Source organism: Pseudonocardia halophobica, assembly GCF_027922425.1.
GTDB lineage: Bacteria > Actinomycetota > Actinomycetes > Mycobacteriales > Pseudonocardiaceae > Pseudonocardia > Pseudonocardia halophobica.
This window is the reverse complement of sequence record NZ_BSFQ01000017.1, coordinates 17699-40976: the sequence shown is the minus strand read 5'-3', so window position 1 is coordinate 40976 and position 23278 is coordinate 17699. Positions and strand designations below refer to the sequence as shown.

At 75.4% G+C, this 23278-nt stretch carries 15 protein-coding genes; 5 read left to right on the top strand and 10 right to left on the bottom strand.

The window, feature by feature from the left end:
- Nucleotides 1-59 precede the first annotated feature (59 nt).
- Entirely contained in the window at nucleotides 60-428 is a 369-nt protein-coding gene (locus PKE99_RS19930) for a DUF485 domain-containing protein (RefSeq protein ID WP_037042811.1), read from the top strand.
- Nucleotides 425-2071 (top strand): monocarboxylic acid transporter, encoded by a 1647-nt coding sequence (locus PKE99_RS19925; protein ID WP_037042813.1) that lies wholly within the window; start codon nucleotides 425-427, stop codon nucleotides 2069-2071. The genes PKE99_RS19930 and PKE99_RS19925 overlap by 4 nt, the downstream gene beginning before the upstream one ends.
- A gap of 106 nt (nucleotides 2072-2177) precedes the next feature.
- Here PKE99_RS19925 and PKE99_RS19920 read toward each other — a convergent pair whose 3' ends face one another.
- The 3 genes from PKE99_RS19920 to PKE99_RS19910 form a co-directional block, all read right to left on the bottom strand.
- Nucleotides 2178-5507, bottom strand: a complete 3330-nt coding sequence (locus tag PKE99_RS19920; RefSeq protein ID WP_231498113.1) for an ATP-dependent helicase — start codon at nucleotides 5505-5507, stop codon at nucleotides 2178-2180.
- 35 nt (nucleotides 5508-5542) lie between these two features.
- Nucleotides 5543-6469, bottom strand: a complete 927-nt coding sequence (locus PKE99_RS19915) for a glycoside hydrolase family 16 protein (RefSeq protein ID WP_051737046.1) — start codon at nucleotides 6467-6469, stop codon at nucleotides 5543-5545.
- A gap of 190 nt (nucleotides 6470-6659) precedes the next feature.
- Nucleotides 6660-10241, bottom strand: a complete 3582-nt coding sequence (locus PKE99_RS19910) for an ATP-dependent helicase (RefSeq protein WP_231498114.1) — start codon at nucleotides 10239-10241, stop codon at nucleotides 6660-6662.
- Between the two features lie 131 nt (nucleotides 10242-10372).
- Between PKE99_RS19910 and PKE99_RS39040 the strand changes: the two genes are divergently transcribed.
- Genes PKE99_RS39040 through PKE99_RS19895 form a run of 3 tightly spaced genes read left to right on the top strand, consistent with a single transcriptional unit; the run spans nucleotide 10373 to nucleotide 11423 of the window.
- Complete coding sequence (locus PKE99_RS39040) at nucleotides 10373-10978, top strand: alpha/beta fold hydrolase (RefSeq protein WP_369075876.1); 606 nt, start codon at nucleotides 10373-10375, stop codon at nucleotides 10976-10978.
- A gap of 2 nt (nucleotides 10979-10980) precedes the next feature.
- Nucleotides 10981-11145, top strand: coding sequence for a hypothetical protein (locus PKE99_RS39035; RefSeq protein WP_369075875.1), 165 nt, complete (start codon nucleotides 10981-10983; stop codon nucleotides 11143-11145).
- Entirely contained in the window at nucleotides 11145-11423 is a 279-nt protein-coding gene (locus PKE99_RS19895) for an MGMT family protein (RefSeq protein ID WP_037042814.1), read from the top strand. The genes PKE99_RS39035 and PKE99_RS19895 overlap by 1 nt, the downstream gene beginning before the upstream one ends.
- 918 nt (nucleotides 11424-12341) lie before the next feature.
- Here PKE99_RS19895 and PKE99_RS19890 read toward each other — a convergent pair.
- The 7 genes from PKE99_RS19890 to PKE99_RS19860 all read right to left on the bottom strand — a co-directional run bounded on the left by PKE99_RS19890 (nucleotide 12342) and on the right by PKE99_RS19860 (nucleotide 23209).
- Nucleotides 12342-13112 carry a sirohydrochlorin chelatase gene (locus PKE99_RS19890; protein ID WP_231498115.1) on the bottom strand — a complete coding sequence of 257 codons (771 nt, stop codon included), beginning with the start codon at nucleotides 13110-13112 and terminating at the stop codon, nucleotides 12342-12344.
- Entirely contained in the window at nucleotides 13109-14287 is a 1179-nt protein-coding gene (locus PKE99_RS19885; RefSeq protein ID WP_037043116.1) for a uroporphyrinogen-III synthase, read from the bottom strand. The genes PKE99_RS19890 and PKE99_RS19885 overlap by 4 nt, the downstream gene beginning before the upstream one ends.
- A 47-nt stretch (nucleotides 14288-14334) precedes the next feature.
- On the bottom strand, nucleotides 14335-14706 hold the full coding sequence (nirD, locus tag PKE99_RS19880) for a nitrite reductase small subunit NirD (protein WP_051737047.1): 372 nt from the start codon (nucleotides 14704-14706) through the stop codon (nucleotides 14335-14337).
- Nucleotides 14706-17258 carry a nitrite reductase large subunit NirB gene (nirB, locus tag PKE99_RS19875; protein WP_269322947.1) on the bottom strand — a complete coding sequence of 851 codons (2553 nt, stop codon included), beginning with the start codon at nucleotides 17256-17258 and terminating at the stop codon, nucleotides 14706-14708. The genes nirD and nirB overlap by 1 nt, the downstream gene beginning before the upstream one ends.
- A 66-nt stretch (nucleotides 17259-17324) precedes the next feature.
- Nucleotides 17325-18683 (bottom strand): MFS transporter, encoded by a 1359-nt coding sequence (locus PKE99_RS19870; protein WP_037043121.1) that lies wholly within the window; start codon nucleotides 18681-18683, stop codon nucleotides 17325-17327.
- 213 nt (nucleotides 18684-18896) lie between these two features.
- Complete coding sequence (locus PKE99_RS19865) at nucleotides 18897-19715, bottom strand: TIGR02569 family protein (protein WP_051737102.1); 819 nt, start codon at nucleotides 19713-19715, stop codon at nucleotides 18897-18899.
- Nucleotides 19716-19846: 131 nt separating this feature from the next.
- Nucleotides 19847-23209, bottom strand: a complete 3363-nt coding sequence (locus PKE99_RS19860) for a hypothetical protein (protein WP_037042816.1) — start codon at nucleotides 23207-23209, stop codon at nucleotides 19847-19849.
- Between the last annotated feature and the right edge of the window lie 69 nt (nucleotides 23210-23278).

The following is a 23278-nucleotide window of genomic DNA, read 5'->3' as shown; positions in this document are numbered from 1 at the left end:
TACGACCCGGTCCGTCCGGGTCCGACGCAGCACGACACCCCACAGTGCGAGGAGGCACCGTGAGCACCACCGAGTCCGGGCCCCCGGCCGGCGAGAGCCCGGCGGGAGGCACCACGGCCCACCCCGACTGGACAACGGTCCAGCAGAGCACCGAGTTCCAGGCCCTGCGCCACCGGCTGCGCAGCTTCGTCTTCCCGCTCACCGCGGCCTTCCTCGCCTGGTACCTGCTGTACGTGGTGCTGGCCAGCTACGCGGCCGGGTTCATGGCGATCAAGCTCGTCGGGAACATCAACGTCGGCCTGGTCTTCGGCCTGCTGCAGTTCGTCTCCACCTTCGCGATCACGACCTGGTACGTGAAGTGGGCGGACAAGAAGTTCGACCCGCACTCGCAGGCGATCCGCGAGGAGATCGAGGGGGCCGGCCGATGAGGTTCCTCGCGCAGGGCGGCGTGGAGGGCTCCAGCCCGCTGCTCAACATCAGCATCTTCGCAATCTTCGTGATCATCACGCTCGCGATCGTCATCCGCGTGAGCAAGAAGGCGTCGAGCGGGGCCAGCGACTTCTACACCGCGGGCGGCGGCTTCTCCGGCCCGCAGAACGGCATCGCGATCTCCGGCGACTACCTGTCGGCCGCGTCGTTCCTCGGCATCGCGGGCGCCATCGCCCTCTACGGCTACGACGGCTTCCTCTACTCGATCGGCTTCCTCGTCGCGTGGCTGGTGGCCCTGCTGCTCGTCGCGGAGCTGCTGCGCAACACCGGCCGGTACACGATGGGCGACGTCCTGGCCTTCCGGATGCGCCAGCGCCCGGTCCGCGCCGCGGCCGCGACCTCCACGCTCGCCGTCTCGTTCTTCTACCTGCTGGCCCAGATGGCCGGCGCCGGCGGTCTCGTCGCGCTGCTGCTGGACGTCAAGTCGAAGACCGGGCAGTCGATCGTCATCGCGATCGTCGGCGCCCTGATGATCGCCTACGTGTTGATCGGCGGCATGCGCGGCACGACCTGGGTGCAGATCATCAAGGCGGTGCTGCTGATCGTCGGCGCCGGCGTGATGACGCTGTGGGTGCTCGCGCTCTCCGGCTTCAACCTGTCCGCGCTGATGGGCGACGCCGTCGCGCACGTGGGCTCGGCAGGCGAGAAGCTGCTCGCCCCGGGCGCCCAGTACGGCAAGAGCGGCACCACGCGGCTCGACTTCATCTCGCTCGGCCTGGCGCTCGTGCTCGGCACCGCGGGCCTGCCGCACATCCTGATGCGCTTCTACACCGTGCCCACGGCCAAGGAGGCCCGCCGCTCGGTGACCTGGGCGATCTGGCTCATCGGCATCTTCTACCTGTTCACCCTGGTCCTCGGGTACGGCGCCGGCGCCATCGTCGGGCCGGACGCGATCAAGAAGGCGCCCGGTGCGGCCAACTCCGCGGCCCCGCTGCTGGCCTACGAGCTCGGCGGCACGGTTCTGCTGGGCCTGATCGCGGCCGTCGCCTTCGCGACGATCCTCGCGGTGGTCGCCGGACTCACGATCACGGCGTCGGCGTCGTTCGCGCACGACATCTACATCAACGTGATCAAGCACGGCCAGGTGCAGGACGAGCAGCACACCGAGGTCAAGATCGCCCGCCGGACGGCGGTCGTGATCGGCATCGTCGCGATCCTCGGCGGCATCCTGGCCAACGGCCAGAACATCGCCTTCCTCGTGGCACTCGCCTTCGCCGTCGCGGCCTCGGCGAACCTGCCGACGATCCTCTACTCGCTGTTCTGGAAGAGGTTCAACACCAACGGCGCGCTGTGGAGCATCTACGGCGGGCTCACCATCACCCTGGTGTTGATCATCTTCTCGCCGGTCGTGTCCGGGAAGCCGGTCGACCCGGCGACCGGGCGCAGCAACTCGATGCTGCAGGGCGTGGACTTCCACTGGTTCCCGCTCGACAACCCGGGCTTGATCTCGATCCCGGCGTCCTTCCTGCTCGGCTACCTCGGCACGGTGCTGTCGAAGGACAAGGCGAACAAGGAGAAGTACGCGGAGATGGAGGTCCGCTCGCTCACCGGTGTGGGTGTGGAGAAGGCCGTCCAGCACTAGGCACGCACTATGGAACCATAATGCGATTCCGGGGGCACCTGGATCGCATTATGGTTCCATACTGCTTTGTGGAGCCGCGTTTTCGGGCGTCATGGTTCCCTGATGCTCAGGGGCTCTCCGGAATGCCGCGGATCATGGCGTGCAGCTCCTCGGCGGTCTCGAGGTCGGCGGGGCGGAGGGTGACGCCCTCGCGCACGTAGTGGAACGCCGCCCGCACCTTCTCCGGCGGCACCTCCGCCAGCGCCGCCCAGGCCAACCGGTACACCGCGAGCTGCACCCCGACCGCGTGCCGGCGCGACTCGTCCGGCACCGCCCCCGTCTTCCAGTCGACGACCGTGAACCCGCCGTCCGGGTCGGCGAACACGGCGTCCATCCGGCCGCGGACCGCGACCCCGGCCAGCACCGTCTCGAACGACACCTCGGCCTCCACCGGCACCCGGTCCGCCCACTCCGAGGCGAGGAACGCCTCCTGGAGCTCGGTCAGCTCGGCGTCGGACGACTCGCTCGCCCCCTCGTCCGCGGCACCGGGCAGCTCGTCGATGTCGAGCAGGCGTTCCGCTCCGAACCGCTGCTCCAGCCAGGCGTGGAACGCGGTGCCGCGGCGGGCGTGCGGGTTCGGCGGCAACGGCAGCGGGCGGCGCAGCCCCGCGGCGAACGCGTCCGCATCGGCCGCGAGCTCGACGAGCTGGCTGACCGACACGTGCCCGGGGAGCGCGACCGACGGGCGGGCGATCCCGGCGGCGCGCTCGGCCAGCAGTACGTCGACGTCCGCCGCCCAGCCCTCCGGGTCCGGTTCCTCCACCGGCTCGGGCTCGATGTCGAAGCTCAGCTGGTCGGTCTCGCGGGCCCGGCGCCGCTCGGCCCGGCGCGCCCGCTCCTGCGTGCGGATCGCCTCGCGGACCAGGTCGGCGCCCTCGTGCACCGCGCCGGCCCGCGGGCCGAGCGGGTTCGCGGGCCACTCGGCGGTGACCTGCTCGGCGAGCACCGGGTTCTCGGCGCCCTCCTCCGGCGGCTCCGCCCACACCTCGGGCTCGGCGATCGCACGCAGTTCCTGCAGGAACGGCGACGGTCCGCGCGGCTTCGAGCCCGTGGCACCCCAGTGGTGGCCGGAGCAGAGCAGGACGTGCTCGGAACGGGTGAGCGCCACGTAGAACAGCCGCCGCTCCTCGGTCTTCCGGCGCTCCTCGAGGGCGGCGTCGTGCTCGTCGAGCGCCAGCTCCACCTGCTTGCGGTCCGGACCCGGCGGCAGGTACAGCCCGGGCAGGTCGTCCGCGTCCCCCCGGAGCGGGACGGGCAGCTCGGCCACGCCGGTGAGCCAGGTGCCGGACATGCGCCGCCCGGGGAACACCTGGGCGACCACGTGCGGTACCGCCACGACCTCCCACTCGAGGCCCTTCGCGGCGTGCACGGTGAGGATCTGCACGCGGTCCTCGGCCACCTCGACCTCGCCCGGGGACAGCCCGTCCTCGGCTTTTTCGGCGGTCTCGAGGTAGTCGAGCAGGGCGGGCAGGCTCGCCACCTCGGCACCGGTCGCGAAGTCGGCGACGACGTCCGCGAACGCGTCGAGGTGCGCGCGGCCGGCGGGACCGGGCCGGGCGGCGGTCTCGACATCGAGCAGCAGGACCCGCTCGACGTCGGCCACCAGGTCGGTGAGCGGCGCCGACGCCCGCGACCGCAGCCAGGACAGCTCGCGGGCGAGCCGGGTGATCCGCGCGTACCCGGCCGGGGAGTAGCGCTCGGGCTCGCCCGGGTCGTCCAGCGCGTCGACCAGGCCCGCCTGCTCGGCCTGCTCCCCCGGCAGCGCGCCCAGCGCGAGCTCGGCCGGCGGCAGCGGCCCGGGGCGCGACGGCAGCGGCGGCACCAGCTCCCGGGCCCGCGCCCACAGCGCGGCCAGGTCGCTCACGCCGAGCCGCCAACGGGCGCCGGTCAGCAGCCGGACCGCCGCGGGCCCGGCCAACGGGTCCGCGACGATCCGCAGCGCGCTGACCAGGTCGCGGACCTCCGGGGTGTCGAGCAGCCCGCCCAGCCCGACGACCTCCACCGGCAGCCCGCGGGCGCGCAGCGCGGCGGCCAGGGCGTCCATGTCGCCGCGGCGGCGGACCAGCACCGCCGAGGTCGGCGGGCCCTCCCCGGCCGCGTCGCGGGCCCGCCAGTGGGCGGCGATGCCGTCGGCCACCCAGTCGACCTCGGTGACGACGTCGGGGTGCAGGGCCACCCGCACCTCGCCGGGCACGGCCTTGGGGCCGGGCCGCAGCGCGCCGACGGCCACCGAGTCCGGTGCGGTGCGCAGCGGCTCGGACACGGCGTTGGCCAGGTCCAGCACCTCGGCGGGGTTGCGGAAGCTCGTGAGCAGCCCGTACTCGCGGGCGGGCTCGCCACCTGGCCGCGGGAAGTCGGTGCGGAACCGGGTGAGGTTCCCCGCGCTCGCCCCGCGCCAGCCGTAGATGGACTGGCAGGGGTCGCCGACCGCGGTGACCGCCAGCGGCTCCTCGCGCGCGGGCTCGCCCGGGATCCGGCCGAAGAGCGCGCGGAGCAGGACGCGCTGGGCGTGCCCGGTGTCCTGGTACTCGTCGAGCAGCACGGCCCGGTACTGCGCCCGCTCGATCGCACCGACCTCGGGCCGGGCCTCCGCGACCCGCGCGGCGATCGCGAGCTGGTCGGAGAAGTCCATGGCGCGCTCGGCGGACTTGCGCCGCGCGTACTCCTCGACCAGCGGGAGCAGCTCGGCGCGCAGCCGCTGCGCCCCCATCCGGTCCCGGTACTTCTGCGACGGCTCGGCCCGCTGACGCTTGCCCGGCGGCGCGTTCTCCATCACCGCGAGCAGGCCGGAGGTGAAGGAGCGCAACCGCTCCGGCTCGACGAGGTGCTCCCCCAGCTCCCCGGCCAGCGCCAGCAGGTAGCCCGTGACCGTGGCCGGCACCCGGTCGACCTCGAGGTCCGCCGCCCACGACGAGACGACGCGGTGCGCGAGCTGCCACGCCGCCGTCTCGCCCAGCAGCCGCGACGCCGGCTCCGCGGGCAGCCGCAGCGCGTGCTCGGCGACGAGCCGGCCGGCGTAGGCGTGATAGGTCGCGACGGTCGGCTCGCCCGCCAGCAGGGCCGCGCGCCGGCCGCCGCCCGGGTCCAGCTCGTCGAGCAGCGGGGAGCCGGCGAGGCGGCGCAGCCGCGAGCGGACGCGCGTGCCGAGCTGCTGGGCGGCCTTGCGGGTGAACGTAAGCCCGAGGACCTGCTCGGGCAGCACCTGCCCGGTGGCCACCAGCCAGACGACACGGGCCGCCATCGTCTCCGTCTTGCCCGCGCCGGCCCCGGCCACGACCAGCGCGGACTCGGGCGGCGCGGCGATCACCGCGGCCTGCTCCTCGGTGGGCGGCGGCAGCCCGAGGGCGCGCGCCAGCACCGCGGGCGCGAGGCCCGTGTCGGGGGCGGCGATCGTCACGGCACCTGTCTACCCGACGGCACCGACAGGACCGGTCAGGCGGCCTGCCCGGGCAGCGACGAGACCCGCATGTAGTCCACCTGCAGCCGGGTCTCGGCCGGGGTCGTCTCGTCCGGCGCCGCGAGCCAGTCCTTGGCCGGGCCCTGGTCGAGCTGGATGGTGGCGTGCATCGGCGTGGTCGGGATCATCGCCTTGTCGGTGGTCTCGAACGTCTTCCTGCCGTCGATGTAGGCGGTCAGCCGGTCCGGGAGCCACTCGAACGCGAACGTGTGCCACTGCGAGAAGTCGCCCTTGGTGGCGTCGCCGAACGTCTTGTTGGCCGACCCTCCGTAGTGGATGATCGTGTGCGCCAGGTCCCGGTTCTCGCCGGGGACCTCCATCATGTCCAGCTCGCCGTCGTCCGGCCACTTCTCCGAGTCCGGCCAGAGCAGGATCGCCGAGCCCCAGCCGCGCCCCTTGTCCGTCCGCGCGCGGAACTCCCAGCGCCCGTACAGCTGCCCCTTCGAGTGGCCGACGCCGCCGGAGACCCCGCCGTCGCCGGGGCGGGCGGTGATCGTGAGCGCACCGTCCACCACGGACACCGCGTCGGGGCTGCGCGTGCCGTTGCCGAACGCACCCTTGGAGGCGTAGGCGCCCCAGGTGCCCTTGTCGAGGGAACCGCCGTTGAACTCGTCGCCGCCCGCGGGCACCCAGGCGACGCCGGACGAGGCGGCCGCGGCCTGGCGGGCGGCGTTCGGGGTCGTCTTCTTCGTGGTCGGCTTCGGCGTCGCCGTGCTGGTCGGAGCGGGAGTCGGCACGGCCGAGGAGGTCGGCGGGGGCGGCGTGGTCGTGGGCGCGAGCACCGCGCCCTGCGACGTGTCGGGGGCGGCGGTCAGCTCGGGCTCGGCCGCGGAGCCGCACGCGCTGAGCACGACGGCCAGCAGGCCGGCGATGCCGACCGCACGGACGCGTTGGCGGGACACGGAGCCTCCAGGGACGGACCGCCGGGCGACGACGCGGGGAGCAACGACGCGGCGGGAGGGAACGCAAGGGGGACGCGCCCGAACCTAGCGCGAACACCCGGCCGGGTGACCCGCGACCCTCCGAGCGGGCACGGGGGCGCGGTGCACGGTCGCCGCAGGTGGGAGCGGGTGGGCGGGCAGCCCGCCCGGCTCACTCCTCGACCACCGACCGACCGGACTCGACCGCGGGGCAACTCCCCCGAACGGGGCAACGGTCGCAGTCCGGTCCGACGAGCGCGACGTACGCCGGGCCGGAGGTCTGCCGCGCCGCCTCCCGGACGACGTCCCGCCACTGTCCGGCCGCGTCGGCGTCGAGCGGGGGCTGGACGGGCTCCTTCGGCGAGCCCGTGGCCTTCCGGTCGGCCACGAACACCAGCCGCGCCCCACCCGGTTGGGCGCCCTCGCCGACCAGGTCCGAGAAGGCGCCCAGGGTCGCGGCGAGCTGGTAGACCGCGAGCTGCGGGTGCTCGGCGGCCGACGCGGCGCTGACGGCGGTCCGCCCCGTCTTGACGTCGACGACGACCGGGCGGCCCTCCGCGTCGACCTCCAGGCGGTCGACCCGGCCACGCAGCCGCACGGTGGGACGGGGCGTGCCGACCTCGACCTCGTCCGGGTCGTCGCCCTCGATGTCGAGCTGGACGGGGTGCTCGACCGCGACCAGCCGCAGGCCCTGCTCGCGGCTCTCCCGCAGCCACTGCGCGTAGCCGGCGAGCATGCCGCGGACCCGCGCCAGCTCGCGGCGGCCGAACCAGGGCGCGCCCGCGTCGAGCCGGGCCCAGGCGGTGCGCAGCGCGGCGTCGAGCTCCGCGGGCTCGGCGCCCGCAGCCTGCGCCTGCACCAGGGCGTGGACGAGCGAGCCGGTGACGGCCGACAGCGCGCCGGTCTCGTTGCCGCCGTGCCGCTCCAGCACCCAGCGCAACGGGCAGGACAGGATCCGCTCGATGTCCGACGGCGACACGGGCACGATCTCGCCCTCGGGGCGCAGCGGCGCCGCGGCCGACGGCTCGGGCAGGCCGTACCAGTCGTCCGGGTGGGCGCCGGGCACCTTCTCCGCGGCGAGCCGGGCCAGCTGGGCCGCCGCGCGCCGGCGCCGGGCCGCGCGGGCGGGGTCGCCGTGGTCCGGCTCGGTGACGGCGCGGCGCAGCTCGCCGACCAGCTCGGCCAGGACGAGCGCGCGGCCGGGCCGGAAGGTGGGCCGGCCCTCGGTGGCGTCGGCCGGGAGCGGGTCGAGCTCGTCGAGGAACCGGGAGGGCTGCTCGTCCTCCGCGTGCACCGCGCTGACCAGCAACGTGCGCCGGGCGCGGGTGCAGGCGACGTAGAACAGTCGCCGCTCCTCGGCGAGCAGCGGGGCGACCCGGGACACGACCGCCTCGGCGCCGGTCGGTTCGGCGACCCCCGCGACGACGTCGACCAACCGCTCGTTGCCCAGCAGACTGCCGCGCAGCCGCAGGTCCGGCCAGCTTCCCTCCTGCACACCCGGGACCGCGACGACCTCCCACTCGCGGCCGCGGGCGGCGTGCGCGGTGAGCAGCGCGACGGCGTCCTCCCGCGGGGCCCCGGTGGTCTGGGTGTCGCCGGGGAGGTGCTGGTCGCCGAGGTACTCCGCGAAGCCGGCGACGTCCGCACCCGGAAGCCGGTCGGTGTAGCGCGCCGCGGCGTCGAACAGCGCGAGGACGGCGTCGAGGTCCCGGTCCGCGGCCGCGCCCACGGGACCACCGCGGGCGCTGGCGGCGGCCCAGCGGCGCGCGAGCCCGCTGCGCTGCCAGACCCGCCAGAGGACCTCCTCGACCGCGCGGCCCTCGCCGGCAGCCTCGGCGGCTGCGGCGAGCAGGGTCGACACCGCGCGCAGCGGCGCGCTGTCGCCGGGTGGGAGCGCGGTCAGGGGGTCGGGACGGCCGGCCGCGGCGGTGCGCAGGGCCTCGACCAGCAGCGGGTCACTGCCGACGCGCTCGACGTCCTCCGCGGAGAGGTCGTGGGGGTCGGGGGACGGCGCGGGCTGGGAGCCCGGGACAAGGGTGGGGCCGACGAACGACCCGAGGTCGGCGGACGGGGCGGAACCGGCGCGCAGGGCGGGATCGGCGAGCGGAGCGGGATCGGCATACGGGGCGGGACCGGCGGGCAGGGCGGGATCGGCAGGGGCGGCGGGGTCGGCGGCACGGCGGCGCCGACCCTCCTCCCCCGCGGCGTGCAGGCGCAGGAGGCCGCGGCGCAGCCGGCGCATCCGCATGGGGTCGCCGGAGCCGAGCGCCGAGGTGAGCAGCGCGGTGGCGGCGTCGGCGTCGATCTCCTCGGGCCGGGTGGCGGCCCGCAGGATCAGCAGGAACGGCAGCACCGCGGGCTGCCGCGCGAGCGGCAGCTCCTCGGGCGGCGCCGCGATCGGGACCCCCGCCGCGACGAGCGCGCGCCGCAGGGCCGGGAGGGTCCGCCGCGCCGACCGCGACAGCACCGCCATCTCCGACCACGGCACGCCCTCGACGAGGTGGGCGCGCCGCAACCGGTCGGCGATCCAGGCCGCCTCCGTGGCCGCCGACGAGAACGTGCGGACCAGCACGGAACCGGGATCCGGGACCTCGTGCGACATCGATGCGGGGGCGACCCGCAGCCGGCCCTCCCCCGAGCCGGACAGCCGCGACGCCAGTCGGGCGCCCGCGGCGCGCACCGCGTCCCGCTGCCGGTGGTCGACGGTGAGCACCGCGGTGGGTGCGTCGACCGCGCGCAGCCCGTCCGGGTCGGCGCCGCGGAACCCGAGGACGGCCTGGTCCGGGTCGCCGGCGATCAACGTGCTGGTCGCGGTGCGGGCCAGCACCCGGACCAGCTCGAGCTGCTGGGGGTCGAGGTCCTGCGCGTCGTCGACCAGGAGGTGCCGGACGCGTTCGCGTTCGGTGTGGAGCAGCTCGGGGTCGAAGGCCAGCGCGTCGAGCGCCGCGGCGACCAGCTCCGCGGAGTCGAGGGCGGGTGCGGTGGCCTGCGGCGCCGCCCCGCCCGCGGCGCCGCGCAGCAGGATGACCTGCTCGTACGTGCGGAAGAAGCGGCCGGCGGCCTCCCACTCCGGCACCCCGTGGCGCTCCCCGAGCCCCAGGAGCTCCTCGGGCCCGAGCCCGCGCTCCTCCGCACGCAGCAGGAGCTCGCGCAGCTCGGCGGCGAACGCGGGGATGCCGAGCGCGGGCCGCAGCCGCTCGGGCCAGCCCGAACCGGGAACGCTGCCGTTCCAGTTCGCGATCTCGCCGGCCAGGAGGTCGCGGACCACCGCGTCCTGCTCCGCGCCCGCGAGCAGCCGGGGCGGCGGGTCGCCGGCGCGCGCGGCGTGCAGCCGCATGATCCCGAACGCGTACGAGTGCACAGTGCGCACGAGCATCTCGCGCGAGGTGCGGGCCTGGATCGCGGTGGACGCCGGGTCGTCGGGGTGGATCCTGCGGACCAGGCGTTCGCGCAGGTCCGCGGCCGCGCGCCGGCTGCCGACGAGGAACAGGATGCGGCCCGGGTCGACGCCAGCCCGCACCCGCCGCGCCACGCTCTCCAGCAGCGCGGTGGTCTTTCCCGTGCCCGGCCCGCCGATCACCCGCAGCGGCCCCGCCCTGTGCTCGACGACACGCCGCGCCGCCGCCTCCCACTCCGGCTCCGGCGCCGCCGGCCGGGGCGGGCGCACCAGCAGCGGCCCCTCGGCCGCGCTCGCACGACCGCCACCGACGGGCAGACCGTCGACCGCGGCGCGGCGGGCGGGATCGGGCGTCACGTCCGAGATTCGACCACGCCCCACCGACAGTTTCGAGCGGGGTCGGGTCGCGGGCAGCACTCCTGAGGCGCTCGCGGCGGGAGGCGCGGATCACGGCCGATCCTGTCGGGGTGGGGTGGCACGATCACCGCATGCCCGACTCCCCCCTCCACGTCCACCTCGCCGGCGACCCCGCCGGCGCGCCGGTGCTCGCCCTGCACGGCGTCACCGGGCACGGGCTGCGCTTCCGCCCGGTGACAGAGGCGCTGCCGGCGCTGCGCTGGCTCGGCGTCGACCTGCGTGGGCACGGGCGGTCGCCGTGGGCCCCGCCGTGGAACCTGGAGCAGCACGTCGCCGATGCGCTCGGGGTGCTCGACGCCCACGGGGTCGAGCGCGCGGCCGTCGTCGGGCACTCGTTCGGTGGTGCGGTCGCCACGCACCTCGCCCGTACGCGCCCGAACGCGTCACGAAGCTGGTGCTGCTCGACCCGGCGATCGGCCTGGACCCGCAGGACATGCTCGAGACGGCGGAGGAGTCCCGGGGCGACGAGTCCTACCCCGACCGGGAGGCGGCGCGCGCGGCCAAGGCGGAGAGCTGGGCCGGGGTGCCGGCGGCGCTGGTCGACGCCGAGGTCGAAGCCCACCTCGAGGAGCGGGACGGGACCTGGCGGTGGCGCTACTCGCGCGCGGCGCTGGTCGCGGCGTGGGGCGAGATGGCGCGCGAGGCCGTGGTGCCGCCGGCGGGCCATCCGACGCTGATCATGCCCGCGACCGGGGCGGACTTCGTCTCGGAGAAGTGGCTCGAGGCCTGCCGCACCGAGCTGGGCGAGCAGCTCACGGTCATTCCGTTGGACACCGGGCACATGCTGTACCTCGAGCGGAGTGCCGAGGTCGCGGGGCATCTGCGGCGCTTCCTGGAGGGCTGATGGACGAGGAGACGCTTGAGCGGGTGCGGGCCGTCGTCACCGCGATCCCGCCGGGCGCGACCAGCACGTACGGCCAGGTCGCCGCCGACGCCGGCCTCCCCGGTCGCGCCCGGCTGGTGGGCCGGATCCTGGCGGAGGACGGGCACGACCTGCCCTGGCACCGCGTCCTGCGCGCCGACGGCACCTGCGCCCCGCACATCGCGCAGGAGCAGTCCGCGCGACTGCGGGCCGAGGGCGTGCTCCTCGTCGACGGCCGCCTCCCCCGCGACCGCCGCTGATCAGCGTTCCCGTGCAGTCAGAGACGCGGCTCCTGAACAAACTCGCTGATGATCAGCAGTCGGGTGCGCCGACGGCACCCCAGCGAGCCGACACTGCACCCAGTCCGCGATCACATGCGGCGCGCTCACTCAAGATCGAAACGCGACTGCACGAAGGGCCATCAGACCAGCCCGCGACGAGCGCTCGGCGATGGCGGCGCAGAGCCTTCTCGACGAGGCCCGACCATGATCAGCGGTGGGCTGCGGCAACGGTTCCCAAAGGCCGTGCATGCACGCTCCCGACGATCACGGGCCGGCGCGTCCTAATGATCGCTGTTCCAGTGCCTACAGGGCATTCACACCAGCCCTCGACGCACTCATCCGGCGATCATGAACAAGACACTGCTTCTCAGCGACCTCGACCATGATCAGCAGTCGGGTGCAGCGACGGCCTCTTGGCGAGCCCCGGGTGCACGCCCTCAGCGATCACAGGCGGCGCGTCCCGTGATGATCGCAGTTCGACTGCGCGGACGGTCCTTTCGCCAGCCCTCGGTGCACCCGCTTGATGATGATGGACGTGACGCGGCTTCTCGTTCGGCTGACACCGTGATCAGCAGTCGGGTGCAGTGGCGGTATCCCGGCGAGCCGTCGAAGCACGTACTCCGCGATCACTCGCGACGCGCTCCCTGATGATCGCGATTCGAGTGCGCACAGGGCATTCAGGCCAGCCCTCGACGCACGCAGCCAGCGATCATGAACGGGGTGCGGCTCCTCGACGAACCCAACCATGATCACCAGCTGCGTGCAACCACGGTCCCTCAGCAAGCCGTGGGTGCACGCACCCGGCGATCATCTGCGGCGCCCCTGACGATCCGCCCCACCCCCTTGGTCGTGAGTGGGGATAGTCGCCATAGCGACTATCGCCACTCACAGGGGCTGTCAGGCCGCGACCGTCCCGGTCCCGACGCCCGCGTGGTACCGCGCCACCACGGCGTTGACCACGTCGGGGTGCGCGCCCAGCGGGTCGCCCACCACGTCCGCACCGGAGTCCCGGATGCGGGTGTGGAAGACCCCCGGCGCGAGCAGCCAGGACACCACGGAGATCCGCTCGGACCCGGCCCGGCGCAGGCCGTCGACCAGCGCGTCGATCCGGGGGGCGGCGGTGGCGGCGAACCCGACCCGCACGCCCCGGCCCAGGGCGTCGGCGAGCATCTTGCCCGCGGCACGGACCTCGGCGATCGCCGCGGCATCGGAGGACCCGGCCGCCGCCAGGACGACCGTGTCGCCGACCCGGTGCCCGGCGTCGGCCAGCCGGGCCAGCGCGGCGCGGACGAGCAGCGGGTCGGGGCCGAGCGCGGGGGTGACCACGAAGCGGTCCGGGTCCGCGCCGGCCTCGGCGAGCTGGGCGGGGAGGTCGGTGCGCACGTGGTAGCCCGAGGCCAGGAAGGCGGGCAGGACCACGGCGCCGTCGAGCCCCCGGAGCGCGTCGGCGACGGCCGGGTGCCGGACGTCGACGTACCCGACCCGTACCTCGACGCCGGACAGCGCGGCGCGCGCGCCGGCCGCGATCTCCTGGACGACGGCGTCGGCGGCGTCGGATCGACTCCCGTGCGCGACGAGGACCAGCGGCGACCGCGCCCCGGCCCACTCCTCCGACGGCGACGACGCCTGCACCGCGACGGACAGGTCGCCCGGCGGAACGGCCCTCACCGCTCGTCCCCGGAGACGCAGTGCCCGCCGACGGGCGAGGGGCCGGCGTTGGGGTCGAGCGCGAGCCGGTACCCCCGCTTCACCACGGTCTGGATCAGCTTCGGCACCCCCAGCGCCGACCGGAGCCGGGCCATCGCCGTCTCGACCGCGTGCTCGTCGTCGCCCCCGCCGGGCAGCGCGCGCAGCAGCTCGGCGCGTGAGACCACCCGACCCGGACGCCGGGCGAGCACCCGGAGCAGGGCCATCCCGGTGGGCGGCACCGCCTTCAGCTCGCCGTCGACCAGGGCGGCGTGCCCGCGCAGCTCCAGCCGGTGCCCGGCCACGGGCAGCCGCCGGGCTCGGGCCGGGGCCTCGGCCTCTAGCGCACGGACCATCGCGCCGAGGCGCGAGCGCTGCGGCTGCAGCGTCGGGACGTCGACGGCCTCCAGCGGGGCGGCCGTGACCGGCCCGACGCACACGACCAGCACCGGACCGCGCAGCGCCGCGATCAGCTCGTCCCGCAGCCTGCGCTCGGCCGCCCGGGCCAGCAGGCTCGCGGCCGCGGGCGCGCTGGTGAACGTCAGCATGTCGACGCCCCCGGCCAGCACGAGATCGGTCAGCCGATCCATCGGGGCGAGGTCGGCGGGCGGCACCCACCGGTAGACCGGTACCTCGACGACCTCGGCGCCGGCCATCTCCAGGGCCTCGACGACGTCGGGCAGGGGTTCGCCGTGCAGCTGGACCGCGATGCGCCGGCCGTCGACCCCCTCCTCGAGCAGGTGGTCGAGCACCTCGGCGGACGACTCCGACGGCGGCGACCACACCTCCGTCAGCCCGGACGCGCGGATCTGCCCGCGCGCCTTCGGGCCGCGGGCGAGCAGCTCGCCGCGGGCCAGGGCGGCCAGCAGGTCCTCACCCATCCCCCAGCCGTCGGCGGCCTCGATCCAGCCGCGGAAGCCGATGCCGGTGGTGGCGACGGTGACGTCCGGCGGCCGCGCGATCAGGTCGCGCGTGCGGGCCTCGAGCTCGGCGTCGTCGGCCAGCGGGACGATGCGCAGCGCCGGGCCGTGCTGCACGCACGCCCCCCGGCGCTCGAGCATCGTGCCCAGCTCCTCGGCCCGGCGGGCCGCCGTGACACCGACGGTGAAGCCCGCCAGCGGAGGGACCTGCGCCTCGGTGGTGGTGGGGGCGCTCATCGGGGCATTCTCCGCTACGTCGGGGTCGATGCTGAACGCCGGAGTGGTCACCGTAACCCGATCTGCACGAGACCGTCGTGCAGCCGGACCGGGTAGACCGGCACGGAGACCCCGCGGGCGTCGAGGCACCGGCCGTCGACCAGGCTGAACGACTCCTTGTAGACGGGCGAGGCGACGGTCGGCTCGCCGCCCCGGTCGCCGACGATGCCGCGGGACAGCACCGCCGCCCCGGACCTCGGGTCGACGTTGCCCAGGGCGTACAGCTCGCCGCCGTGGGTGCGGAAGATCGCGACCTGCTCCTCGCCGAAGAGGGCGGCGACGCCGCGCTCGGGCTGCAGCCGCTCCAGCGGGCAGGCCGTCTCCCAGCGCCGGGCCGTCGGCGTGGTGTCCGTGGCCGGACGCTCGTCGGTCGTGGTCATCACTGAACCTCCTGGCGGCCGAACGCGGGCACCCCGATGAGGACGGGCTCGGGGTCACCCGCGCGCGGCGTCGGGACGGGCTGGCCCCGCTCGGTCACGAACGAGATGGTCGGGTCGGGCGTCCCCGGCTCGTTGACGAAGGAGACGTAGCGCTCCAGCTTCTTCGGGTCCTCGAGGACCCCGCGCCACTCGTCGGCGTAGTTCTCGACGTGGAGGGCCATCGCCGCGTCGAGCTCGGCGCAGATGCCCAGCTTGTCGTCGACGATCACCTCGCGCAGGTGGTCGAGGCCGCCCTCGAGCTCTTCGAGCCACGGCGCCGTGCGCTGCAGCCGGTCCGCGGTGCGGATGTAGAACATGAGGAAGCGGTCGATGGTGCGGATCAGGGTCTCCTGGTCCACGTCCTGCACGATGAGCTGCGCGTGCCGGGGGGTCGCGCCGCCGTTGCCGCCGACGTAGAGGTTCCAGCCCTTCTCCGTGGCGATCACGCCGAAGTCCTTGGACCGGGCCTCGGCGCACTCGCGCGCGCAGCCCGACACGCCGGACTTGAGCTTGTGCGGGCTGCGCAGCCCGCGGTAGCGCAGCTCCAGCAGCACGGCCATGCCGACCGAGTCCTGCACGCCGTAGCGGCACCAGCTCGACCCGACGCAGGACTTCACCGTGCGCAGCGACTTGCCGTACGCGTGCCCGGACTCGAACCCGGCGTCGACCAGGCGCCTCCAGATCGCGGGCAGCTGCTCGACGCGCGCGCCGAACATGTCGATCCGCTGGCCGCCGGTGATCTTCGTGTAGAGCCCGAAGTCCCGCGCCACCTCGCCGATCACGATCAGGCCCTCGGGCGTGATCTCGCCGCCCGCGATGCGCGGCACGACCGAGTAGGTGCCGTTGCGCTGCATGTTCGCGAGGAAGTGGTCGTTGGTGTCCTGCAGGGCGGCCTGCTCGCCCTCGTGGATGTGGCCGTTGCCGAGCGAGGCGAGGATCGAGGCGACGGCGGGCTTGCAGAGGTCGCAGCCGCGGCCGCGGCCGTGCTTCTCGACGACCTCGGTGAACGTCCGCAGCCCCGTGCTCGCGATGATCTGGAACAGCTCGGCGCGCGAGAAGCCGAAGTGCTCGCAGAGCGCCTTCGACACCTCGACACCCTCGTCGACCAGCAGCTTCTTGAGCAGCGGGACGCAGGAGCCGCAGCTCGTGCCGGCCTTGGTGCAGGCCTTGAGGTCCGGGACCGTGCACGCACCGCCCCCGATGGCCTCCTTGAGCGCCCCCTTGGTCACGGCGTTGCAGGAGCAGATCTGCGCGGAGTCCGGCAGCGCGTCCGCGCCCAGCTCGACGCCGCCGGGCGCGATCATCGCGACCGGGTCGGCCGGGAGCTTCATGCCGACCATGGGGCGGAGCGTGGAGTACTTCGACGCGTCGCCGACCAGCACCCCGCCGAGGAGGGTCTGGGCGTCGTCGGACACCACGAGCTTCGAGTAGGTCCCCGCCACCGGGTCGTTGACGACGACCTCGAGCGCGCCCTCGGTGGCCGCGTGCGCGTCGCCGAAGCTCGCCACCTCGACGCCCAGCAGCTTGAGCTTGGTGGACATGTCGAGCTCTTCGGGGGTCATCCGGGCCTGGCCGCCGAGCAGCCGGTCCGCGACGACCTCGGCCATCGCGTACCCCGGCGCGACCAGGCCGTAGGTGCGGCCCTCGAGGGCCGCGACCTCGCCGATGGCCCAGACGTTCTCGTCGTCGGTGCGGCAGGTCGCGTCCACCCAGACGCCGCCGCGCTCGCCGAGGCGCAGCCCGGACTCGCGGGCCAGCGAGTCCGCCGCCCGGATGCCCGCCGAGAAGACGACGACGTCGGCGTCGAGCTCGACCTCGTCGGACAGCGTGGCGACCAGCCGGTCCTTCTCCTCGCGGATGCCGCTCACGGCGACCCCGGTCCGCACGGCGATGTCCTGGCTGGTCACGAGGTCCTTCAGGAGGGCGCCGCCGCCGTCGTCGACCTGCACCGGCATGAGCCGCGGCGCGATCTCGACGACCTGCGGGGAGAGCCCGAGCAGGCGCATGGCCCGGGCCGCCTCCAGCCCGAGCAGGCCGCCGCCGACGACGACCGCGGAGCGCCGCCCGGGGCCGGGCCGGGCGACGGCGGCCGCGGCGGCCGCCTTGATCGCGTCGAGGTCGTCGAGCGTGCGGTAGACGAAGCAGTTCGGCAGGTCGCGGCCGGGGACCGGCGGCACGAACGGCACGGACCCGGTGGCGAGGACCAGGGCGTCGTAGGTGAGCTCGGCGCCGGAGGCGGTGCGGACGGTGCGGCGCTCCCGGTCGACCGTGACGGCCGGGTCGCCGAGCCGCAGGTCCACCAGCGGGTCGGCGAGCTCGGCGAGCCGCAGCTCCTCCTCGCTCTTCCCGTCGACGTACGACGACAGGGCGACCCGGTCGTACGCCTGCCGGGTCTCCTCGCCGAGGACGGTGATCCGCCAGTCGCCGCGCCCGTCGCGGTCGCGCAGCGCCGAGACGAGCCGGTGCCCGACCATCCCGTTGCCGACCACGACGAGATGCCGTGTGTCCGTCACGTCGTACCTCCTGTGCCGCATCGGGTGCGGCGTTCGTGCTGCTCGTCCGGGTGGATCGGGGTGCGGTCAGACGCGGGCGAGGGCGAGCTGGCCGTCGCCGGTGCGGACCGAGGACGTCTGCCGCTGGTAGACGGCCCAGGTGATGCCGGCGCAGACGACGTAGAAGGCCAGGAAGGCCCAGAACGCCGGGACACCGGACTTCGTCGCCGCGAAGGACTGCCGGAACGCGAGGTTGATCAGCAGGCCGCCGAGCGCGCCGACCGCCGAGATCAGGCCGATCGCGGCACCGGAGACGCGGCGGGCGTGCAGCATCGCCGCGGCACGGTCCGCACCCTCACCGATCCGCTCCAGCGCCTGCCGGCGGAAGATCGCCGGGATCATCTTGTAGGTCGAGCCGTTGCCGATGCCGGAGAAGACGAACAGCAGGATGAACCCGAGCGTGAACAGGGCCAGCGAGCCGGTGCCCGACGCCAGGATGCAGACCAGTGCCGACACCGCCATCAGCCCGAAGTTGACCGCGCTGACCTTGGCGCCACCCAGCTTGTCGGCCATCCAGCCGCCGATGGGCCGGATGAACGAGCCGAGCAGCGGGCCGATGAAGGTGACGGTCGCGGCCTGCAGCGGGGTGCGGCCGAACTGGGTCTGCAGGACCAGGCCGAAGGCGAAGCTGTACCCGATGAAGGACCCGAAGGTGCCGATGTAGAGCACCGACATGATCCCGGTGTCGCGCTCCTTCAGGGCCAGCGAGAAGGCGCCCTTGTCGTTGCTGACCGACGCGAGGTTGTCCATCGAGAAGGCCGCGACGACCGAGCAGACCACGATCAGCGGGATGTAGACCGCGAGCAGGATCTTCGGGTGGCCGGCGCCCGAGGTGGCGATGACCAGCAGCGCGATGAGCTGGATCACCGCGACGCCCAGGTTCCCGCCGCCCGCGTTGAGGCCCAGGGCGGTGCCCTTACGACCCTCCGGGAAGAAGGCGTTGATGTTCGTCATCGACGAGGCGAAGTTGCCGCCGCCGAAGCCGGCCAGGGCCGCCATCAGCACGAACACCGAGTACGGGGTGCCCGGCTGGAGCACGAACGCCGCGGCGATCGTCGGGATCAGCAGCATCGCGCCGCTGATCACCGTCCAGTTGCGGCCGCCGAAGCGGGCGACGGCGAAGGTGTAGGGCACCCGCAGGATCGCGCCGACGAGCGTGGCGGTCGCGCCGAGGAAGAACTTCCCGGCCGCGTCGACGCCGTACTCAGGGCCCATGAACAGGACGAAGACCGACCACAGGGTCCAGACGGAGAACCCGACGTGCTCGACGAAGATCGACGCCCAGAGGTTCCGGTTCGCGACCGCCCTGCCCGTGCGCTCCCAGAAGCCGGCGTCCTCCGGCTCCCAGTGCTGGATCCACCGCCCCCCGACGATGCCCCGGGACACGGTCCCGGTCTCGGTGTCGGTCGGTCCTTCTGCGGTGGCTGTCACGCCGGCCCTCCTGGTCGCATCCGTGGTCGTGTCTCTCGGATGCGCAGGACGGTAGGCAGCCGGGATTACCCCGGAGTGGCCGCGTGTGACACGGGCGCAAAGCCCCGCTCACGTGCGTTCAGCTGCGGTGTGAGGTCACAACGCGCTGGTCAGGGAAGTGAGGGTGGGTCAGAGGCGGGCGCTGACGAGCCCGGCGACCCGCTCCAGCCCGGCCACGCTGCGGGCCGACGCGTCGGGGTGCTGGGCGTGCAGGGCCAGCCGGTACAGCGCGGCGCGCAGCAGCGCCTGGGGCCATTCGTCGAGGTGCGCCCACCGGTCCATGAGGCCCTCGTCGGCCCCGCCCCAGGCGATCGCGTCGACGACGACGACCGCCGCCGCCCACTCCGGCGGCCGCCAGAACGGGACCAGGTCGAGGACCACGGGGACGCCGTCGCCGTCGAACAGCACGGCGCCGAACAGCTCGCCGTGCACGACCTGCGGCGGCGACTTCATCGGCCGCCGGTGGGCCGCCAGCTCGGCGAACAGCCGGCCGCCCGAGGCCTCGTCGAGGGCGAAGCGGCGCTCGCCGAACGCCGCGGCGGCGGAGCGGGCCAGCAGGTCGTCGCGGTTGTCGAGCAGCCGGGGGCGCTGGACGGTGGCGGTCGCGGCGTGCAGGCGCAGGCTGGCCGAGACGACGTCGTCGTGTCGGGGCTCGGAGGCGCCGGCGAGGAAGCGGGACGCGGCCCAGCCCGCGACGACCCAGCGGCCGTCGGACGAGCGGACGGGGCGGGCCAGCCGGACCGCCTCCACGTCCAGGGTCTCGAGGACGCCCGCGGACCACGCGGCCATCGCGTTGTCGGCGACCGGGCGGAGCAGGACCTCGCCGCAGTGCCAGGCGCGCTGCCCGGCCCAGACCACGGGCCGGGGCGTCGCGTCCTTCACGCCGAAGGCGACGCGGACGTGCTCGGGGAGCGCGCTCGCCTGCGGGACCGTCGGTGCTGCCGTCACGGGGCGCCACGCTACCTGCGCCGACCCGTGGATCAGGTGTGCCACGCGGAAAATCGTGCGCAGGGCGGGTCGTGGGCCGGGGCCGCGTCCGGGGTGCGGGGCTCGTGCCAGGGCAAGGAATCTGGTGCGAGCTAGTCGTGGTCGATGGGGTCGCGGTGGTCGTGGGAGCTCCGGTCGTGGGGGTGCGAGTGGTCCTCGTATGAGCGGGACGAGCGGTGCGACCTGCTGTCGTGGTCGTCGCCGGAGCTCCGGGATGCGCTGCCCCGGTCCGACCGGTCCGAGCGGTCCGAGCGCTCGCGGTGTGTGCGTTCGCGGTCGGAGTGGGCGTCGGGAGCCGCGTCGGTCCGGCGTGCGGCGCGGGCTCGTTCGGGGGCGCTCTCGCGGTCCGACCGGGACGTGTGGGAGGCCCAGCTGCTCCGGGCCCGAGCGGCCGGGTCGGAGGTGCGGGTCCGTGAGGAGGGCGAGGCGGAGCGCTCGGAGCCGTCGTGCCCCGCGCGCTCGGCGGCCGAACGCAGGGCCACGTCGCGAGCGCGCGAGTCGACCGAGGACGAGCGAGCAGACTCCGGCTGCCGCTCGCCCCCGCCGTGGGCCCGGGTGAACTCGCGCGCGACGGCCTCGCGAGCGGCAGCCTCCGACGAGCCGCCGGTGGACCGCGAGGCACGAGCCTGCTGCTCCTCGGCGGCCCACGTGGCACGGCGCTGCTCCGGGGTGCTGCGGTCGGCCTGCGACGCGGCCGGAGCCCGACCACCGGACGCGGCCGATCGCTCGACCGCCTCGCGCATCGCGGCGGTGGACGGGGCGGCCGTGTCGGGCGCGCCGGAGGACAAGGCCCGCCCGCTCGGCGCCGGGGCCGCCTCGGCCGCGGCGCGACGATCGACCTCGTGCAGCGCGTCCTCCACGTACGGTGCGCCGGTCCCGCCGGTCGTCGACCGGGCCGCAGGTCCTGCCGCCGCGGACGCGATGCTCGACCCCTCCGCCGACATGGCCGGCGTTGCAGGTGCCGCTCCCGCCGCGGGACGTGCCGCAGCCAGGCCGCCCGTCACCGCGGGCCCGGCCGGAGCGGAGCCGCCCTCCTCGCTCGCGGATCGGCCGACGCCGGCGACCGGCACACCACCCAGCCCCGCGAGCCCTGCGGCCGCGGGAGCCGAGCCGAAGGCCGAGCCGCCCTCGCCACCGGCAGGTTCGCCCACGCCCTCGACCGGCACGCCGGCCGCCGCGAGGCCTGCCGGGACCGAGCCGTCCGCACCGACGATCCCCATCGGTACAGCGGCGGCTGCCGCCCCGACCGCAGGACCCTCGGGCAAGGCCAGCACGTGGGCGGGCGAGCCGGCCGGCGAGACCCCTCCGGGCCCGGCCGGCGCAGCAGCAACAGCCGCATCGACCGCCGCCGCCAGCAGCCGAGCGGGCGAACCGGCCGGCGAGACATCTTCAGGCCCGGCGGGCGCAGCAACAGGGGCCGCACTGAGCGCCGCCGCGAGCACCTGAGCGGGCGAGTCCGCCAGGGAGGCTGCTCCAGGCTCGGCGGGTGCAGCAGCAGCCGCCGCTTCGACCGCTGCCGCCACCACCTGCGCAGGCGAGTCCGCCGGGGAGACCGCTCCGGCCGGGGCAGCCGCGGCGGCTGCGTCGACCGCCGCCGCGAGCACCCGAGCGGGGGCGTCGGCCACGTCGGACGTCACAGCTTCTGCGGCAGGCCTGCCCTCGGCCGGGCGAGGCGAGAGGGCGGGTCTCCCAGTGCCCTCGGCAGGCGCGGGTGACACGAGGGGTGCACCGGCCGCAGCCAGGAGGGGCGACGCAGCCGGTGCGTCGGCGGAGGTGGCGGGACGCTCGGCCGAGGCGGGTGCGTCGGCGGCCGGCGCAGAACCCGCCTTCGTCCCCGCCCCCGCGACCCCACCCAGCTCGCGGACCACGTCGCTCCCGCCGCTGCCGAGCGCGCCCACGCCCCGCCCGGCGGCCGATCCGACGGCGTCGACCCCGTCCGAGGCGCCCGGCCCCACCGACCCGACGCCCTCAGCGGCGCCCTCGGACAGCGCGCCGGCCGCTCCGCCGACCCGACCCCGTCCGGCCTGGTCGAGGGCGTTGCCGGCGCCGGTCGCCGTCGCGCCGGCACCATCGCCGACGCCCTCGGCCGTCGACCCGACCGCCTCGCCGCCGCCCTCACCGACTGCGCCGACGGCCTCCCCGGCCCCGCGCGACCCGGATTCGACCGCACGCCCGGCACCCTCACCCGCCGGTCCGGCCCCGGCGGCCCGGCCGACCGACCCGACCGCCCGGCCGGCGTCCTCCCCGGTCCGGCCCACACCCTCACCCGCGGCCCGCCCGGCCCGGCCGACCCCGTCGCCGGCGCCGCGCCCCGCGGAGCCGACAGCCCGTCCGGCCCCGCGCCCGCCGGATCCGACCGCGTCGCCCGCCTCCCGGCCGACGGAGCGCACGGCCCCACCGGACCGGGCCCCGCGCCCGCGGTCCCGCTCCGCGGTCTCGTCGACCGGGCCGCGCGGATCCGGCGGCCCGCTCGTGCCGACGACGGCGGCCGGCCGGTCCTCCTCCTCGTCCCGGGCCTGCGCGACCGGGGGCTGGGTGTGCAGCCCGGGTGTGGGGCCCGGTGCGGGCCGTCCTTCGGCGGCGTCGAGCACCTCCGCGGAGACGCGGTCGGTGCGGGCCTCCTCCACCGCGGGATCGGGCAGCGGCGTGCGGGAGGCGGTGTCGACGCCGGTGCGCAGCGCCTCGACCTGCTGCCGGAGGCCGTCGCGCTGCCGGATCCGCAGGTCGCGTTGCGCCGCGAGGGCGGTCGACCACGCCTGGTCCCCGGCCGGGTCCGCGGCCAGCAGCTTCTCGATCGCCGCGAGCTGCGCCTCGGCTCGCTCCAGCTCGTCCGCGCTGCGCTCCAGCTCCCGGTAGCTCTCGAGCTGGGCCTGCAGCGTGGCGCGCTGCCGTTCGAGGAGCTGGCGCCGCTGCTGCAGCCGGCGCACCGCGGAGGGCGGGGTGCCGGTGCGGGCCGCCTCGCTGGCGTTCCACCTCTGCTCGGTCCGCGCGAGCACGTCGAGCTGCCGGTTCACCCCGACCAGCAACAACTCCGCCCGGCTCGCCCACTGCTCGGCCGACGTCGGCCCCGCGACGACGCCCTGCGGCGCCTGCCCGGCCGACGACGCCACGGTCAGCGCGTACCCGCCGACCAGCACCGCCGTGGCCGCGAGCACCGCGACCGCACGACGGCGCCGGGCGAGCACCCGCGTCCACCGCGACCGGCCGGCCGCGGCCGGTGGCCGGGGCCGCGGGACGACGACCGCCGCCGACGGGCCCGGGAGCGCCGGCTCCGGAGCAGTAGGCTCGCGCAACCACGGCAACGTCTCCATCACACGGGGGTCCTGCGCGGCATGGGCGGCCGCCCGGCGCAGCCGCCGCATCGCCGCCCGGTGCGCCGTCGAGCAGTACTTCCGCTCCGGGCGGCCGACGACGGGTTCGATCGCCGCACCGCAGCCGGGCAGCGCGCAGACCACATCGGACGGCTCTCGACCTGCGTCACCATCCGCCCGCGGACCCACCACCCGGCACCCCCTCGCCCCGGC